At 48.3% G+C, this 16,768-nt stretch carries 11 protein-coding genes; 10 read left to right on the forward strand and 1 reads right to left on the reverse strand.

Annotation, left to right across the window (positions count from 1 at the left end; genetic code table 11):
- Positions 1-222: 222 nt before the first annotated feature.
- The 7 genes from R50912_RS00950 to R50912_RS00975 all read left to right on the forward strand — a co-directional run bounded on the left by R50912_RS00950 (position 223) and on the right by R50912_RS00975 (position 11,814).
- The gene (locus R50912_RS00950) at positions 223-1,161 is read left to right on the forward strand and encodes an ABC transporter permease (protein ID WP_042231615.1); all 939 of its coding nucleotides are present in this window, start codon (positions 223-225) and stop codon (positions 1,159-1,161) included.
- 10 nt (positions 1,162-1,171) lie between these two features.
- Positions 1,172-2,056, forward strand: coding sequence for a carbohydrate ABC transporter permease (locus tag R50912_RS00955; RefSeq protein ID WP_042231617.1), 885 nt, complete (start codon positions 1,172-1,174; stop codon positions 2,054-2,056).
- 78 nt (positions 2,057-2,134) lie between these two features.
- Positions 2,135-3,667 carry an extracellular solute-binding protein gene (locus R50912_RS00960; RefSeq protein ID WP_042231619.1) on the forward strand — a complete coding sequence of 511 codons (1,533 nt, stop codon included), beginning with the start codon at positions 2,135-2,137 and terminating at the stop codon, positions 3,665-3,667.
- A gap of 31 nt (positions 3,668-3,698) precedes the next feature.
- The gene (locus R50912_RS00965; protein WP_042231622.1) at positions 3,699-4,745 is read left to right on the forward strand and encodes a glycoside hydrolase family 130 protein; all 1,047 of its coding nucleotides are present in this window, start codon (positions 3,699-3,701) and stop codon (positions 4,743-4,745) included.
- 246 nt (positions 4,746-4,991) lie between these two features.
- Positions 4,992-9,692, forward strand: a complete 4,701-nt coding sequence (locus tag R50912_RS32955) for a polysaccharide lyase family 8 super-sandwich domain-containing protein (RefSeq protein ID WP_052415856.1) — start codon at positions 4,992-4,994, stop codon at positions 9,690-9,692.
- 570 nt (positions 9,693-10,262) lie between these two features.
- Entirely contained in the window at positions 10,263-10,460 is a 198-nt protein-coding gene (locus R50912_RS34650; protein WP_156122895.1) for a hypothetical protein, read from the forward strand.
- Positions 10,461-10,560: 100 nt separating this feature from the next.
- Positions 10,561-11,814 carry a mechanosensitive ion channel family protein gene (locus R50912_RS00975; protein WP_042231624.1) on the forward strand — a complete coding sequence of 418 codons (1,254 nt, stop codon included), beginning with the start codon at positions 10,561-10,563 and terminating at the stop codon, positions 11,812-11,814.
- Between the two features lie 265 nt (positions 11,815-12,079).
- Here R50912_RS00975 and R50912_RS00980 read toward each other — a convergent pair whose 3' ends face one another.
- Positions 12,080-12,574: a TOTE conflict system archaeo-eukaryotic primase domain-containing protein gene (locus R50912_RS00980; protein WP_042231626.1), complete on the reverse strand. Its 495-nt coding sequence runs from the start codon at positions 12,572-12,574 to the stop codon at positions 12,080-12,082.
- A 532-nt stretch (positions 12,575-13,106) separates the two neighbouring features.
- Between R50912_RS00980 and R50912_RS00990 the strand changes: the two genes are divergently transcribed.
- Genes R50912_RS00990 through R50912_RS01000 form a run of 3 tightly spaced genes read left to right on the forward strand, consistent with a single transcriptional unit; the run spans position 13,107 to position 16,666 of the window.
- Positions 13,107-14,066 carry an ABC transporter permease gene (locus tag R50912_RS00990; RefSeq protein WP_042231631.1) on the forward strand — a complete coding sequence of 320 codons (960 nt, stop codon included), beginning with the start codon at positions 13,107-13,109 and terminating at the stop codon, positions 14,064-14,066.
- A 25-nt stretch (positions 14,067-14,091) separates the two neighbouring features.
- Positions 14,092-14,979, forward strand: a complete 888-nt coding sequence (locus R50912_RS00995; RefSeq protein ID WP_042231634.1) for a carbohydrate ABC transporter permease — start codon at positions 14,092-14,094, stop codon at positions 14,977-14,979.
- A 37-nt stretch (positions 14,980-15,016) separates the two neighbouring features.
- On the forward strand, positions 15,017-16,666 hold the full coding sequence (locus R50912_RS01000; RefSeq protein ID WP_042231635.1) for a type 2 periplasmic-binding domain-containing protein: 1,650 nt from the start codon (positions 15,017-15,019) through the stop codon (positions 16,664-16,666).
- Positions 16,667-16,768 lie beyond the last annotated feature (102 nt).

Below are 16,768 nucleotides of genomic sequence, written 5' to 3' on the forward strand. Positions count from 1 at the left end.
CTCATAAATTGTAGATTAATTATAGCATACCGATTATTTTCGTCTTCAGAATCGTTTGTTTTCGCAATAGTGTTGTTTTTGGGAAGTTTGTAAATCTGCGCTTGCAGGAAGGATTAGAGCTTTTCGGAATTGCCGTAGCAGTGAGGGCTTGATAAGGTGACGGCATAGATAACGGCGTGCTCATGCAATTGCCGGTCTCGATGAAAGGGGGGATATAAACAGATGCAATACCCAATTAACACCAGTAAAAAGTCTAAAATGAACCATATTGTCCAAAATCCATTTCTTTATGTTATGGCCGTGCCGGGGTTGTTGTTTTTTCTAGTGTTCAGTTATTTTCCCATATACGGGATTATGATTGCCTTCAAAGACTATAATTTTGCCAAGGGAATCACAGGAAGTGATTGGGTCGGTTTTAAAAATTTCGATTACTTTTTTACTTCAGGTGATTTCTGGACCATTCTGCGCAATACGCTGGTACTGAACATACTGTTCATTGTGTTTACTACGGTGGCTGCGGTTATGATTGCTCTTATGTTTAATGAGATTCGTAATAAGTATTTCAAGCGAATATCGCAGTCTTTCATTTTTCTTCCTTATTTTATGTCTTGGATTGTAATAGGAATGATTGTCCAATCCTTATTCGGCGGGGAAGAGCCGATGATCAATAACTGGCTGCAAAATATCGGTATGGAGCCGGTGAACTGGATGTTTGAGTCGAAGCTTTGGCCCTACATTCTGACGGTAATCCGTGTATGGCAGGGAGCCGGTTATCTTTCGATTATTTTCCTGGCCGCGATTACCGGGATATCGGAGGATTTGTACGAGGCTGCCCGGATTGACGGGGCGTCCAAAGTGCAGATTGTGCTGCGCATTACGCTGCCACTGCTCGTTCCTACCATCATGATTATGACTTTGCTGGCCGTAGGCAAGATTTTCAATGGTGACTTTGCCATGATCTATGCCATCATTGGAGATAATTCATCGCTCTATCCGACTACCGATGTCATTGACACCTTCGTGTTCCGCTCTATGAGACAGCTGCATGACTTCGGCATGTCCTCGGCGGTTGGCCTGTTCCAGTCGGTGATGGGTCTAATCTTCGTCATTACCGCCAACTGGATAACCCGAAGGGTGTCCAAAGAATCTGCTTTATTCTAGGAGAAGAACTATGAGACAGAAACAGAGTGCTGCGGATCGAACGTTTACGATATTTGCCCATACGTTCATTTTGTTGTTTACCTTATTTTGTGTGTTTCCTTTTCTGCTGATGATTATCGGCTCTTTTACGGATGAACAGGAACTGATTGCGCACGGCTATACTTTATTTCCGCAAGCATTATCCCTGGATGCGTATAAGGCGGTTTTGCAATCGGATGTACTGTTCAATGGCTATGCGGTTACGATCTTTATCACTGTCGTAGGCGCATTAACCGCACTGTGCATTTCCGCAATGCTCGGCTATTCGCTGGCTAACAAACGGAATGTCCTGCAAACACCGTTTCTGTTTTTTTGCTATCTGCCAATGCTGTTTTCCGGAGGCATCATTCCATTTTATATTGTGGTCAGTCAGTGGCTGCATTTGCAGAATACCATCTGGGTGCTCATTTTGACGATGTTATGCCAGCCGTTCCTCGTCTTTTTGTTGGTCAGTTTCTTCCGTACCATTCCCGAGGAATTGGAGGAAGCTGCAAGAATAGACGGAGCGAATGAAATGAGGGTCTTCTTTCAAATTATGATTCCGATCTCGACGCCGATTCTGGCCTCCGTCGGTCTCTTCTATGCCCTGAGCTACTGGAATGACTGGTTCATGGGACTGATGTTCGTGGATAATGAGAAGTTGTTCCCGCTGCAGCTGATTCTGCGCCGGATGGTCTCCAATATGGAAGCGGCCAAGAATCTCATTCCCGCTTCAGCAGCCATTGCCGTGACGCCGCCGACCTATGGCGTGCGGATGGCGACAACCGTGCTGACGATCGGCCCGATTGTCTTGCTGTATCCCATGCTTCAGAAGTATTTCGTCAAAGGGCTAACGGTAGGAGCAGTAAAAGGATAAACGAAGAATATCCGGCATTAACCGGATTAGTCCGGGGGAAACATAGATTGTTAGCCATAGATATGGGAGGGTTAAGGAATGAGATTAAAAAAATGGGTTGGCACGACAACAGCAACGGTATTGGTATCTTCACTGATCCTGGCAGGCTGCGGAGGTAATACAAAGACTGGCGGCAATGAAGCGAATTCTCCAAAGAATACGGAAAGTGCTGCACCCGCATCTAAGGAAACGGTGACATTGAAAGCTTATTTTCCGGGGGATAAGCCGGTGGGCTTTGACGATGTGCTACAGGCGGTCAACGACAAATTGAAAGCGGATAACGTCGGAGCGGCCTTGAACATCAATTTCTTGCCGTGGACCGATTACGGGAATGCGGTATCCGTGAAGATGTCTGCCGGGGAAGATTTCGATATGTATTTGGATGCCCCATGGATATCCATGAATCAGATGATCGAGGGCAATTCATTAATGGAACTGGATGCCGCGGTGGCCGAACGTCCGGAGCTCAAAGCATCCATTCCCGAGGAAATGTGGGAGTACAACAAATTCGGCGGAAAAATTATGGGGATTCCGCTCGGTACCACCCAGGGCCAGCTATATGGCCTTCTAATCCGCAAAGATTTGCGCGAGAAGTATGGACTTCCCGAGTTAAAAACCTTGGATGATTTAGAGAAATTCTTGTATATGGTCAAGGAACAAGAGAAGGATGTCAAGCCCTTCGTCATTAACGGCATCAAAGCGGATAAACTTCCGTTTATCTTGAGCGAATCCGCTAATCAGGCGCTGGATGAAGTGCTCGAAATCGGTGTCAACATGTTCGCCTATTCCATCAAGGACAAGAAAGTAATCGGCCAATGGACCAGCCCGGTGATTGCCGATGGTTACGATCGTGTCACCCAATACTACAAGGACGGCATCATTTCCAAAAATATCGCCCAGGAGCAAAATGCAGAAACACTGTTCAAGCAGGGGAAATATGCGGCCACTTATTATGCGGCGGATGGTGTGGAGGGATTGAAATATTCGGAAATGCTACAGGACGGCAGCGACAAGCTTGAGATTTTCATTCCGAACGGGGATAAAGCCAAGCCGTATACCGCTTTTCAGCAATGGAATTTCCTGTGTATCCCGGCGGCTTCCAAGCACGCTGATTTGGCAATGGATGTAGCCAATTGGTTGTCCATTAAGGAAAACCACGATCTGATGGAATACGGCATTCAAGGGAAGGACTGGGAACCGGTCGGGGATTCGAGCTATAAGGTGCTGTCCAGCTATTCATTCCCGGGGTACGTGCTAACCTGGCGGCCAACGCTGAACCGCACGCCGGACACGATGATGAAGGATGACAAGAAGTGGTTCGACTTCTCTACCAACCCGGCCAATTTCACACTTAGTCCAACGGCGGGCTTCAACTTTAACGCTGAAAAGGTGAAGACGGAATATGCCAAAATCACTCCGCTTCACGATTCGACCTTCCTGCCGTTTAGCCAGGGCCTGGTGCCTGCTGCTGAAGGCAAGGAGATGATGGAGAAAAAAATGGCGAGCCTCGGCGGACAAAAAGTGATCGAGGAAATTCAGGCGCAAATCGACGCTGTCACATCCGGTAAATAACGGCCTAAAAATACTGAAAGAGGTACTTCACATGAACATACAACGCAGCGCGCACAATCCTGTTATACGAGTCCGGGACGTTGTCCCTTCCCGCCCCGATTTTCGGGTGCTGGGGGCGTTTAATGCAGGGGTGGCGCAGTTAGGGGATGAAACGATCCTTTTACTGCGCATTGCGGAGGCGCCGATATCGGACCGGGCGGATGAAGTGCTGGTCCCCCGGCTGAATGAAGCGGGTACCGATGTCCTTGTAGAGCGCTACGACAAGGCTGATCCGGACTATGATTTCTCCGATTCGCGCTTCATCGCAAGGAACGGACGAACGGTCATGCTCACCTCCTTATCCCATCTGCGGGTGGCGCGAAGCACAGACGGCATTCATTTCGAGATTGAGCCGCAGCCGGCCCTGTTCCCGGAGCACGCTCTGGAGGCGTGGGGAATTGAAGATCCGCGCGTGACCCAAATCGGAGATATCTATTATATTACCTACAGCTCCGCTTCCGCTCACGGCGTTGGCGCCGGCCTGGCGGAGACCCGGGATTTCCGGACCTTCAAGCGCCGCGGGCTGATGCTGGCTCCTGAGAATAAGGACGTCATCTTATTCCCGGATACAATTAATGGCAAATACTATGCGCTGCACCGTCCGGTACCGAACTCGTTCGGCTCTCCCGAGATGTGGATCGCCGAATCGCCCGATCTCGACCATTGGGGGAATCACCGCTTCCTGATGGGGCTTAGCGAGCAAGGCTGGGATTCGGCCCGTATGGGCGGCGGGGCGGTTCCGATTCGAACCGAACGCGGCTGGCTGGCGCTGTACCACGGAGCGGACAGCAAGCACCGCTATTGTATGGGCGCGGTGCTGCTTGATCTGGAGAACCCGGCCAAGGTCATCGCGAGATCCCGTGTACCGATTTTGGAGCCGGAAGCTGTCTATGAGGTGAATGGATTCTTCGGCAAGGTCGTGTTCTCGTGCGGAGCCTTGCTTCTGGATCAGACGGTCCGCATGTATTACGGTGCCGCAGACGAAGTGATGGCAGTGGCGGACATACCACTGGAGGATATATATAATACGCTAGTGTAGAAGGCTGAAGGCAGTGCAAGCTGCCTTCTTCAACCCATATTTAGGAAAGCGCTATCATAAACGATTGAATTTAGATAGACAAAGGAGCGCATGTACATGACTGACAAAAGGCAAAGGGTTGTAAAGAGGTGGACATGTCTTGTTATTGTTTGTTTGTTGATATCCTCCATAGGGTTATATTCGCCCGTATCTGCGAGCACGCCCGGGGCGACCAACGTTTCTCCAGAGATCGCTGAAATAAAATTGATGAAAAGCCGGACGGCGGCATTTTATGTCTCCAAAGATATCATCAACGATGGAACGAACGGCCGGGTCGAATGGACCTACAAATCTCAGGCCGGCACGTACTTATCCAATCAAAATTCCAATGGAAGCTGGGGGGATGTAGATTATGCGAGTACAGCCTCCAGTGCCAATGGGAGGGCCTGGTCGCCTTATCTCGCCTTAGACCGGCTGCAGTCAATGGCTCAGGCGTTTGCTGATCCGAAGGGTCCATACTATCATAATGAAACCCTGTTAGGAGGCATTCAAAAAGGGCTGGACTATTGGTTTACGGTGAAGCCGACATCCACCAACTGGTGGGAGACCGGAATCGGCAAGCAATTAAGGCTGGGGAAAATCGCGCTTTTATGTGAAGGCTATTTAACTGAAGCGCAAGCTTCCAATATAATCGGTACGCTGGACAGCAGCCCGAACACTGTCGATGGTGCCAATTCGTCCTGGTACAACCAGAATTATATGATCCGCGGCTTATTGCTGGAGGATGCCCAGATTGTCCGGAATGCTGTGGAAGCGTTTAACGTGCTGTCTAATGTGACGGCGACAGTGACGGGGATCCAGTCGGACATGTCATTTTTCATGCATGGCAAAACAAATTATACGACGGGATATGGAAGAAGCTTCGCCAGAGATATGTCATTCTGGGCGTATGTAACTTCGGATACCTCATTCTCGTACAGCAAGGCGGCGATTGATTCGTTATCGTCCTACCTGCTGGACGGCACCAGGTACCTCGTGAGAGGCGATGTTGCCGATCTGGGGATGGGGATGAATGGACCGGAGTGGCCAGATTATGCGAGTGCAGCTTTGACCTTCTATGAAGATCCGCTGCAGTGGATGCAGGCGGCCAATCCGAAGCGCGCAGCCGAGTTTGCGGGTTTTCTTGAGAACATCCGCAGCATTGGTACGAGCACGAGCAACGGACTGGACGTTAACAATATGACACAATGGCAGACGCTGGTCTCCTCCCATATGCGGAATGATTATGGAATTACGGTCAAGATGTCTTCCAGCACGGTCAAAGGCGGTGAATGGAGAACCATTAATCCTAGCGGATATAACCTGCTCTACTGGACGCCGCAAGGAGCCACTGCCATTCAGAGAACCGGAGATGAATACAGGACTGTTTACCCGCTGATGGACTGGGCTCATGTTCCAGGTTCGACGGCTCCGTATGTACTCACGAAAGATGGGAATTTCAACAATCCCAAAACATTTGTAGGCGGTGTGACCAACGAGCGTTATGGAGCCACAGCGTTTGATTTCAACAAGCTGAGTACCAGCGGCAAAAAAGGCTACTTCTTTTTCGATGATGAAATGGTGGCGCTGGGAACAGGTATCGCTTCAACTAATGCTGCGCCGGTCCATACGACATTGAACCAAAGTCTGGCGGCAGGAGATGTGCTCGTAGACGGCGAGATCATGGCGGACGGAACGAAGCAAGTTAACGGGCGCTGGGCATATAACGATAAGATCGGCTATGTTTTCCCGAATCCTACCGGCTTTCAAGTGAATCGGGAGACGAAGACGGGAAAATGGGGCGACGTTATCACCGGAAGCTCAACGGAGCCGATCACCAAGCCGGTTTTTTCAATATGGCTCGATCATGGCGTGAAACCGACTAACGCTTCCTATGAATACATCGTATTGCCGAATAAAACCCCTGAAGAGGTCAGCAGCTACGCAAGCGCAAGCCCGGTCAGTATTCTTGCGAATACACCGTCGGTTCAGGCAGTCCGGCACAATCCCCTTGGCATTGCAGAATTGCTGTTCTATCAACCCGGGACGGTGACGCTAAGAGACGGTTTGACGGTCACAGCTGACAAACCATCCATGGTGATCATTGACGAATCCGTGACACCTGTCCGCATCTCGGTGGCGAATCCCGAAACACCGGGGATTACAGTGAACGTAACGCTGAACCGTAACGGAGAAAAAACCACAACAACCTATAGACTCGGCAAGGATACGTTTACCGGCCGGAGCATGACCCTAACCGAGGGGACGGCTCTTGACGACAGCGGATTCGATCTCGCTTACAGTAAAGGAGCGACTGCTTCCTCCAGCCAAGGCAAGCAATTTGCCTCGAATGCTACGGATCTGTACAGAAGCTCCTCTTGGAGTTCAAATGCTTCGGACAACGAGTGGATCTATGTCGATCTGCAGAATTCCTATATGATCAATAAAGTAAGGCTAAACTGGCAAAAGGCCTATGGGAAAAGCTATAAAATTCAAGTGTCGGAGGACGCTGTCACCTGGACGGATGTTTATACAACTTCCATGGGGGATGGCGGAATCGACGAACTTTCCTTCGGTAAAGTTCCTGCCAGGTTTGTGCGGATGCAGGGCGTTCAGCAGGGCACCGGAGACGGCTACTCGCTTGCTGAATTTAACGTATTTGAGGCGGTGGCGCCTAATCTCGCCGAAGGCATGCAAGCAAAGGCGAACTCATCCAGAGCCGCCGATGTGTCTCCTGGAAATGCGGTTGACGGGTCATTGACGACCCGCTGGGGATCTAACTATGCTGATCCGCAGTGGATTTACGCCGATCTTGGCTCCAGCCAACCCATCGCGAAGGTCATGCTGCATTGGGAAAGTGCGTATGGGAAGGAGTATCAAATCCAGGTTTCCGACAACACGGCGGACTGGACGACAGTATACAGTACCACCACCGGAGACGGAGAAATTGATGAGATCTCCTTCGAACCGGTGAATGCAAGATATGTTCGGATGTATGGAACGAAAAGAGCGACCACGTACGGCTACTCGCTCTGGGAATTCAAAGTGTATGGTCCAGAGAACGTACAAAAGGTTCCGGCCCGGGTTGAACTAGAAGCAACGCCATCTTCCGTGGCGGCTGGAGGCAAAGTGTCCGTTACGGGAGCCGTCTACGATGGCGACGATCTTCCGGTCCCGGGCGTGGAGGTCGAAATTGTGTCTGCATCGGGCAGCATCGAAACGGCTAAAGCAGTAACGGACGTTAACGGCCGGTTCAACACGGTCTATACGGCGCCGTCTGCAGCCGGAGACGTGACGATCGCGGTTGTCCTGCCTGCAAGTCCGACCGTGACGGATACGGTTACCGTATCCGTGAACAAGGACGTACAAGTACCCGCCCGAATCGAACTCCAAGCAACGCCGTCTTCCGTGACATCCGGAGGCATCGTGTCCGTTACGGGAGCTGTCTACGACAGTGACGATCTTCCGGTATCCGGCGTAGAGGTCGAAATCGCGTCTGCATCGGGCAGTGTCAATGACGCCAGTGTGGTAACGGATGCGAACGGCCGGTTCAGCACGGTCTTTACAGCGTCGTCTGCAGCCGGAGAAGTGACGATTACAGCAGTCTTGACCGCGAATCCGTCCGTGAGAGGGACGACTGCCGTTTACGTAGAAGGGGTCGTACAAGTGCCCGCCAGGATCGAACTCCAGGAGGCACCGTCTTCCGTGATGGTTGGAGGCAAAATGTCCGTTACGGGAGTCGTCTACGACGGCGACAATCTTCCGGTCCCGGGCGTGGAGGTCGAAATCGCGGCTTCGTCAGGCAGCATCAAAATGGCTAAAGCAGTAACGGACGCGAACGGCCGGTTCAGTACGGTCTTTACGGCGCCTTCTGCAGCTGGAGAAGTGACGATTACAGCCGTTTTGACTGCGAGTCCGGCCGTGACGGATAAGATTACCGTCTCCGTAATTAAGGCCGCACAAGTACCCGTTCTAATCGAACTCCAGGCGACGCCGTCTGCTGTGACGGTGGGAGACGATGTATCTGTTGCGGGAATCGTCTACGACAGTGACAATCTTCCGGTCTCCGGGGTGGAGGCCGAAGTCGCGGCTTCGTCGGGCAGCTTCAACACTGCTAAAGCAGTAACAGATGCGAACGGCCGGTTCAGCATGGTCTTTACGGCGCCTTCCGCAGCCGGAGAAGTGACGATTACAGCCGTCTTGACCGCAAATCCGTCCGTTACGGGGAAAATAAACGTTTCCGTAAACGAGCGTTCAAACGGCGGAAGCGGAGGCAATTCGGGAGGAGGAGCTCCGGTGAGTCCGCCGGTAACTCCTAATAATCCTAATGTTAATCCAAGCGATGATCCAAACGATGGTCCTGACACGCCGGACGTACCGGTACCCGGTCATGCCTTCGCGGATATTGGCGGTCATTGGGCCGAATCCAATATCCTGGAAGCAGAACAGAGGGGAATGATCACAGGTTATCCGGACGGCTCGTTCCGGCCCGATCGCACGGTAACGCGCGCTGAATTCGCGGTAATGCTGGCGAAAGCGCTGAAGCTTCAGAACAAAGAAGCTGTCCTGTCCTTCAAGGACGCGGACCGGATCGGGCAGTGGGCCAAGGCAGCTGTTGCGCGAGCCGTAAGCTTGGGTCTTATTCAGGGCGATAAGAACAGTAACTTCCGTCCAGATGCGTCCTTGACGAGATCGGAAATGGCCGTGCTGCTGGCGAGAGCCTTAAACCTGGCACCCGAAGCTCGTTCCGCCGGATTCGCGGATGACCGCGACATACCGGTCTGGGCTGCCGGAGCGGCAGCAGAGATGAAGAAGCTGGGGATTATGCAGGGTAAGGGTAACAACAGCTTCTTCCCGAAAAATGCCGCGACAAGGGCGGAAACGGTCACGGTTCTGCTCAGAATGCTCACAGCGAAGGAGCAGGAATAATAAACAGGGGGATTGTTCATTCCCGGATACTTATACAATTCCAGCAGCAACCCCCGCCGGATTGTGGCTCTGCATGTCCACGCTTCGGCTCTATTCTAAAACCCGCTCCCAGAGCGGGTTTTTTACGTATGGCGTGCCCAGAGGCACGCATTATCTGGTTGGTGCAAGCCCAACCCAAGGAGGGGCCAAGCCACCTTGGTAGCCAGGATGCTTGCACATGGCGAAATCTGTGTGTAAAAGTGCATCGACAAAAGTACCTGTCAGAGACAGGGCGAGCGACAATCCAGGCTGCAACATGAAAGGCCGGTTATTTGGGACTTAGACGTAAAGAGATTGTAGGTGCAATGACGAAATAAATGCAGGCGGTGTTTGAGAAATAATTGGTGGCGTAGCTGAGGTAATTAGTGGTATGACTGTAGTAGTTGGAGGAGGTATTGCGAGTATTCCGACAAACTAGCTTTCTGATCTGTTTGTGTGCAAGAAGGTAATTATGCCTTCATGCACAATTTTTTGAACATTAAAAAGACTTTGAGTGATTGAAATCCTAAGTTTTGAGAGGTGATGAAAATAATGGAGAAAAAAGTTAAAACTTTAAGAGTTTCTCTTTTCTTTTCTATACTATGTGTTATTACATCGGGAATCAACTACTTAAATAATAAATTGCCTGTAGTTGGAGTATTGCTTATTGTAGTTATAGTTGCGTTTCTAATTCAAGTTGTGGCTTATACAATAGAAATGAAAAACATTAATAATAATAGTGTGAGATAAAAGTTGGCGGGGCTTTGGAGATGGGATCCCGGCTCTATCCTATTATCAGTGAGACCACCTTCTTATTGTAGGCTAATATGTACCTTGCCAGGAGGAAATCATGAATTTTATAAAAGAGCATCTAGCAGGGTATGGCGTGAGCGAACAAATGATTGTTTATCTCTCGAACATGATCATGGTCATATTTATTGCTTTACTCTCTATTGTGGCCAATTTCATCGCCAAAAAAATCGTGCTGAAAATAATTATTCATATCATCAATAACAACCGGTATACGTGGGATAATATCTTTTTGGAGACAAAAGTATTCCACAAGCTGTCGCATCTCGCTCCAGCCTTTATCATCTATTACTCTGCGTCTATTTTTCCGTTGTATCAGTCTTTCATTGTAAAAGTCGCCTTAACTTATATGATTATCGTAGCGATCACGGTGTTTAATGCGTTACTTGATGCCACCAATGCTATTTATCGTAAGTATGAAGTGTCCAAGATTAGGCCGATCAAAGGCTACATTCAGGTTGCGAAAATTATTCTGTTTATTATTGGTGCGATTGTGGTGATTTCTAACCTCATGGGTCAGAATCCACTGATTATTCTTAGTGGACTGGGAGCGATATCAGCTGTTCTTATGCTAGTTTTCAAAGATTCTATATTGGGCTTGGTGGCAGGTGTTCAATTATCATCTAATGATATGGTTCGTGTAGGTGACTGGATTGAAATGCCTAAATATAATGCTGACGGTAATGTAATTGACATTACTCTTAATACGGTTAAGGTTATGAATTTCGATAAAACAATTACCATGATTCCAAGCTATGCCCTGATATCAGATTCTTTCAAAAATTGGAGAGGCATGGAAGCCTCTGGTGGCAGAAGGATTAAACGAAGTGTCAGTATCGATACAAGCAGCATATGTTTCTGTACAAAAGAAATGATTGAGGAGTTCCAAAAGGTTCATTACCTTAGTGATTATGTCACGACAAGATTAGATGAGATTAGCACCTATAATATCGAACATCATATCAATATGGATAGTAAAGTTAATGGAAGACAACTCACGAATATTGGCGTGTTCAGAGAATATATCCATGAATATCTGCGGAATCATCCTAAAATCCATAAGGATATGGCGTTGATCGTCAGACAGTTAGAACCAGGAGATAGTGGACTGCCTTTAGAAATTTATGCGTTCAGCAATGATACGACCTGGGGTGTGTACGAGTCGGTCCAGTCTGATATCTTTGATCACATTTTTGCAATTATACCTGTGTTCGGGCTTCGCGTTTTTCAAAACCCAACGGGCCAAGACATCGTTAACTTAAAAGAAAGAAAAGAGTATTCGACGGGACACTGAAGATATGACTGCACTCGTAGAAGTTTATGTGCTGTTATCTTCGGACAGCAATTCGACTCCCCTCGGCTCGATATGGAGTATCAGAAAAGAGACCCTTCGGGGTCTTTTTTATGTAGCGTTATGCGTTGTGGTTAGAGAAACTGTGAAGTATCGGATTTTTGTATTCCTGCACGCTGTTATTAATCATGGCATCAAAGGATAACAAGTCCGGAATGCGCTTTCCGCCTGGAAGGTATGGGTTGGTGCTCTTGTTTTCTTTGTGTGTTCACAGGTGCAGAATCCCTCTGCCTCTGGGTCTAATCCAATCGTGTTTGTCAAAATCCAAGGCCAAAAACCAGCAGGTCTCGTCCTGCAGCATGGGATGGATCCCAATTGTGCGGTCTTGCCGTGCATCTAAATGGGCTGACAGCACTTCGCTTGTAAGGGGCAGGAAGTTCTGGTGTTTGCAAACGGAGCATTTCACCCTAGGTTTCTCGCAAACGCAAGTCCATTCATTAGCGCAAGCGGACGAGTATCCGGACTTGCCTTGCTTGTTGCTCCAGCGAATCGGATAAACATCGTCTCTGCCGCGAAAATAACTTTTATACAGGGCGAGCTTATCCTCTACGGTAGAGTACTGGTGGGCAGCGGATTCTACAACAGTTATTCCTGGGTTCTCTTGTTCCAAAGCCCCCAGCACACCTCTCAACCGGCTGATTTCAAGTTTAAGTTCCTCAATATGAGCCAGAGCCGCGTTATATTTGTCCTCGATATTGTCCATCTATAAGCCCTCATGTTTCAACCAATAAGGGGCAAATTGCCGAGCTGATGATTTTTACAGTGGAATGTGGAGTAGACTTTACGCTCTCATACGGAGACATAGACGAAAGATTCTATCTTACGATTTTAAGCATATTTGAACAAGCTTTAATATATATTGTGGACAATCAGTTAGAAGAAGAGTTTGTAGATTTATGCAGCGAATCGGCCAAAAGCGATGAACAAGACCTTGAATAGTGTAGCGAATATTTGCTACTCGTATAGTTCCAGTATCCATTCCCACCGCATAGTGGCTCTGCACGTCAACGCCGCGGCTCCATTTAAAAAAAACCGCTATTCTATTAGCGGTTTTTTTGCTTTGTCTGGCAGAATTGTAGACCTCATCTACAAGCTGCCATACAGTGGTCTGCTGCAACGTCCAAAAAAAAGAAACCAAACGTAAAATATGATACCTACTGTCAAATTGAGGCATGACCTATAATGGGTTAACAGCAGGAAACAAACAAACAAACATAATAGGAGGGTATGATTGAATGAAGGCTGGAGTGGTGGAACCCATAGCAAACCCCGAGATAAACCAGAAAAAACGGGGAATCCTGCGCAGAATGTATAAACAACGTTATTTACAGATTATGGCCTTGCTTGGCGTGATCTGGATGCTTGTATTCAACTATTTTCCAATGTATGGAATTGTGATCGCTTTCAAAGATTACGATATTATCGGATCAATAGGCAGTGCCCCTTGGGCGGGGCTGGAGCATTTTCGGGAGTTCTTTGAAGATGAGAATATGGGGTACGTGGTCAAGAACACGCTGGGTATCAGCGCGTTACGCCTTTTGATCGGGTTTCCTTTACCGATTCTGTTTGCCATTGTACTTAATGAGATGCGATCCGTTCGTTTTAAGAAGAGTGTTCAGACGATTTCCTATTTACCGTATTTTTTATCCTGGGTCATTCTGGGGGGGATTTTGACAACCTGGTTGTCGGATGTAGGGATTATTAACCACCTGCTGTCCAAACTGCATCTTATTCAAGAGCCAGTGAACTTTCTTGCGGAACCCAAATATTTCTGGGGCATTGCCGTAATTTCAGGTATTTGGAAGGAGCTGGGCTGGTCAGCAATTATCTATCTGGCGGCGATCTCAGGAGTCTCACCCGAGCTTTATGAAGCAGCAAAGATTGATGGCGCCGGACGCTTTCAGCGGATCAGAAGCATTACGCTTCCTTCTATCGCCGGAACGATATCCATCCTGTTCATTCTGGCAGTCAGCGGAATTCTTAATTCCAACTTTGATCAGATTATGGTTCTCCGCAACTCACTCAATGAAAGTGCAAGTAGTGTTATTGATATTTATATTTATCAGACCGGTCTGCAAAATGCCCGTTTCTCTTACTCTACAGCGGTGAGTCTCGTTAAGTCTGTCATTGCATTATTACTCCTGCTGGCAAGCAACAGCTTCACCAAGCGGGTCAATAATACATCGCTGTTCTAATATGAAGAAAAGGGGAGATTCAAGTATGTTCCGACTAAGCCGGAGAACGGGCAGCGAAATCGTGTTTGATATATGCAATAACCTGCTGATGCTGTTAGTCTGCTTTGCCACGCTGTATCCCGTGTGGTATGTACTGGTCAATTCGTTCAATGAGGGCATGGATGCCATGCTGGGCAATATTTACTGGTGGCCGAGGGTCTTCATTCTCGACAACTACAAGGCGGTTTTTAACAATAATGGAATCATGACGGCTATGGGAATCACCGTGGCCAAAACTGTGGTGGGAACGGTTATTCATGTATTCTTCACCGCCATGGTCGCGTATGCCTTATGCAGTCAAGAGCTGATCGGGCGGAAGCTGTACATGATCATGGGAACCATTACGCTGTTCTTTGGAGGAGGCCTCATTCCGACCTATTTGTTGATCCGTGATCTTGGATTGCTGGACAATTTCTGGGTATACATTTTACCCGCCGCGTTCAGTTTCTATGATCTGATCATTTTCATGTCCTTTTTCCGGGAGATTCCGAAAGGGCTGGAGGAGGCGGCTAAAATTGACGGGGCGAATGAGCTTACGATTTTCCTCCGGGTGATCATTCCCGTCTCTATGCCGGTTATCGCTACAATCGCTTTGTTCCACGGTGTTTATCAATGGAATGATTATTTTGCCGGCGTAATCTATATCAACAATTCCAATCTACAGCCGATACAGACGTACTTATACAGGGTGGTTGCGGAATCCAGCTCCAATCAGATGGTGTCGGCGATGGCTGGCTCGGTGCAGAAGTCGGTTACCTCCCAGTCAGTCAAGCTGGCAACTATGGTGGTCACGACTGTTCCGATCGTTATGGTATATCCGTTCCTGCAGAAGTATTTTGTCAAGGGTATGATGATCGGTTCAATCAAGGGCTAAGCTCTTCTATAAAACTTACGAAAAGGGGAATTCATTTATGATTTATTCAAAAAAATGGCTGCCATCCATACTGGCACTTGCACTTACAGCCAGCCTGACTGCTTGTGGGGGCGACGGGAATAACAAAGACAATACAGCAAAGACCGATAATAATACTGCCGCACCTGCTGTCAACGCGGATGAGCCGGGGTGGAAGAGCTCTACAGATCCGATTACATTCGATTGGTATTTGAATTACTCCTGGTTTGCCGACAAGTGGGGTACTGACAAAACCACTCAATATATCACGAAAAAAACCGGTGTTGACATCAACTTTATCGTTCCAGCCGGAAACGAGAATGAAAAGCTGAATACGATGATCGCTTCCAACAATCTGCCTGACTTTATTACGCTGGACTGGAACTCCGATGCCATTGATAAAATGGTTCAAGGCGGCTTGGTATTGCCACTCAATGAGCTTGCCGATCAATATGATCCTTATTTCTTCAAAATTGCTGATCCGGACAAGCTGAAATGGTACACGGAGAAAGATGGAAATGTATATGGATATCCGAACCAGTCCAGTTCTCCGGCCAATTTCAAAGAAAATGGCGATAATTTCACCTCTTCCAATACCTTTCTTGTGCGTAAAGACATTTATGAGGCCATTGGCAAACCGGATATGAGAACACCGGAAGGCTTCCTGAATGCGCTCAAAGCCGCCAAAGAGAAATTCCCAGAGGTAAACGGACAACCGCTTATTCCCTTCGGGACACAGGAGTTTACGGATATGGGAAATGGCTCGTTTGGAGCAAATCTGATGGATTTCCTAGCTATTCCGTATGAAAAAGACGGTAAGCTATATGATCGCTCTACGGATCCGGAATACATCCGCTGGCTGAAAGCGTTCCGTCAGGCCAACGAACAGGGGCTGATTGCGAAGGATATTTTCATTGACAAGCGTCCGCAAATGGAAGAGAAAATTGTGCAAGGCCGTTACTTCTCTATGATGTTCCCGCGTTCCGATCTTCAGAACCAGAACATTACCCGTTATCAGCAAGACCCGAATTCGGTCTATATTGCTGTTGACGGGCCGGCGAATTCCAAGCAGGAGCAGCCGAAGCTGAGCGGACCGTCCATTGCGGGCTGGGCGCTCACCCTGATCTCCAAGAAAGTGAAGGATAAAGAAAGAGCGATCGAATTCTTGACTTATATAATCAGTGAAGAGGGCAACAAGGATTTGTTCTTTGGTGAAAAGGGCACCACGTATGATACTATTGATGGAAAAGAGCAATTTTTGCCGGAAGTTCTGAACATGTATAACAATGACCGTTCCACCTTTGCCAAAACATATGGAGCCTCCTACACATTCTGGATGATGATGGACCCTGCACTCAACTTAAAATGGGCTCCGGCATCGGTAGAACCGATTAAACAGCCGGAGGACTGGACCCGCGGCAAAGTGGTCGATAACTCCATCTATGCGAATCTGGACCCGGCCGTTTCCTCTCCGGAGGGAATTGCACTTGGAAAGATTAATACCCAATGGGGAAAGACATTGCCTAAGCTCATTCTGGCTGTGTCAGAGGCTGATTTCGATAAGGCATGGAATGAATTCCTGCAATACCGCAAGGAACATGATTGGGACAAAATTCAAGCCTATCAGCAGGATGCATTTGAACAAAATGCTGCTAAGCTCCAGAACTGACAGGCCTGAGCAGATAGCTGATTAAAACTGGGGGAGATCGGCATTAAGCCGGCTCCCCGAGTTTCGTCCAAACCATCGGGAAACGGAAGTGAAGACAACTGG

It is taken from the genome of Paenibacillus sp. FSL R5-0912 (assembly GCF_000758605.1).
Taxonomy (GTDB): domain Bacteria; phylum Bacillota; class Bacilli; order Paenibacillales; family Paenibacillaceae; genus Paenibacillus_AQ.

What these genes read in the sequence shown, in the direction of transcription:
- R50912_RS00950 (WP_042231615.1), top strand. Translation starts at nt 223, where the DNA reads ATGCAATACCCAATTAACACCAGTAAAAAGTCTAAAATGAACCATATT.
- R50912_RS00955 (WP_042231617.1), top strand. Translation starts at nt 1,172, where the DNA reads ATGAGACAGAAACAGAGTGCTGCGGATCGAACGTTTACGATATTTGCC.
- R50912_RS00960 (WP_042231619.1), top strand. Translation starts at nt 2,135, where the DNA reads ATGAGATTAAAAAAATGGGTTGGCACGACAACAGCAACGGTATTGGTA.
- R50912_RS00965 (WP_042231622.1), top strand. Translation starts at nt 3,699, where the DNA reads ATGAACATACAACGCAGCGCGCACAATCCTGTTATACGAGTCCGGGAC.
- R50912_RS32955 (WP_052415856.1), top strand. Translation starts at nt 4,992, where the DNA reads ATGAAAAGCCGGACGGCGGCATTTTATGTCTCCAAAGATATCATCAAC.
- R50912_RS34650 (WP_156122895.1), top strand. Translation starts at nt 10,263, where the DNA reads ATGGAGAAAAAAGTTAAAACTTTAAGAGTTTCTCTTTTCTTTTCTATA.
- R50912_RS00975 (WP_042231624.1), top strand. Translation starts at nt 10,561, where the DNA reads ATGAATTTTATAAAAGAGCATCTAGCAGGGTATGGCGTGAGCGAACAA.
- R50912_RS00980 (WP_042231626.1), bottom strand. Translation starts at nt 12,574, where the DNA reads ATGGACAATATCGAGGACAAATATAACGCGGCTCTGGCTCATATTGAG.
- R50912_RS00990 (WP_042231631.1), top strand. Translation starts at nt 13,107, where the DNA reads ATGAAGGCTGGAGTGGTGGAACCCATAGCAAACCCCGAGATAAACCAG.
- R50912_RS00995 (WP_042231634.1), top strand. Translation starts at nt 14,092, where the DNA reads ATGTTCCGACTAAGCCGGAGAACGGGCAGCGAAATCGTGTTTGATATA.
- R50912_RS01000 (WP_042231635.1), top strand. Translation starts at nt 15,017, where the DNA reads ATGATTTATTCAAAAAAATGGCTGCCATCCATACTGGCACTTGCACTT.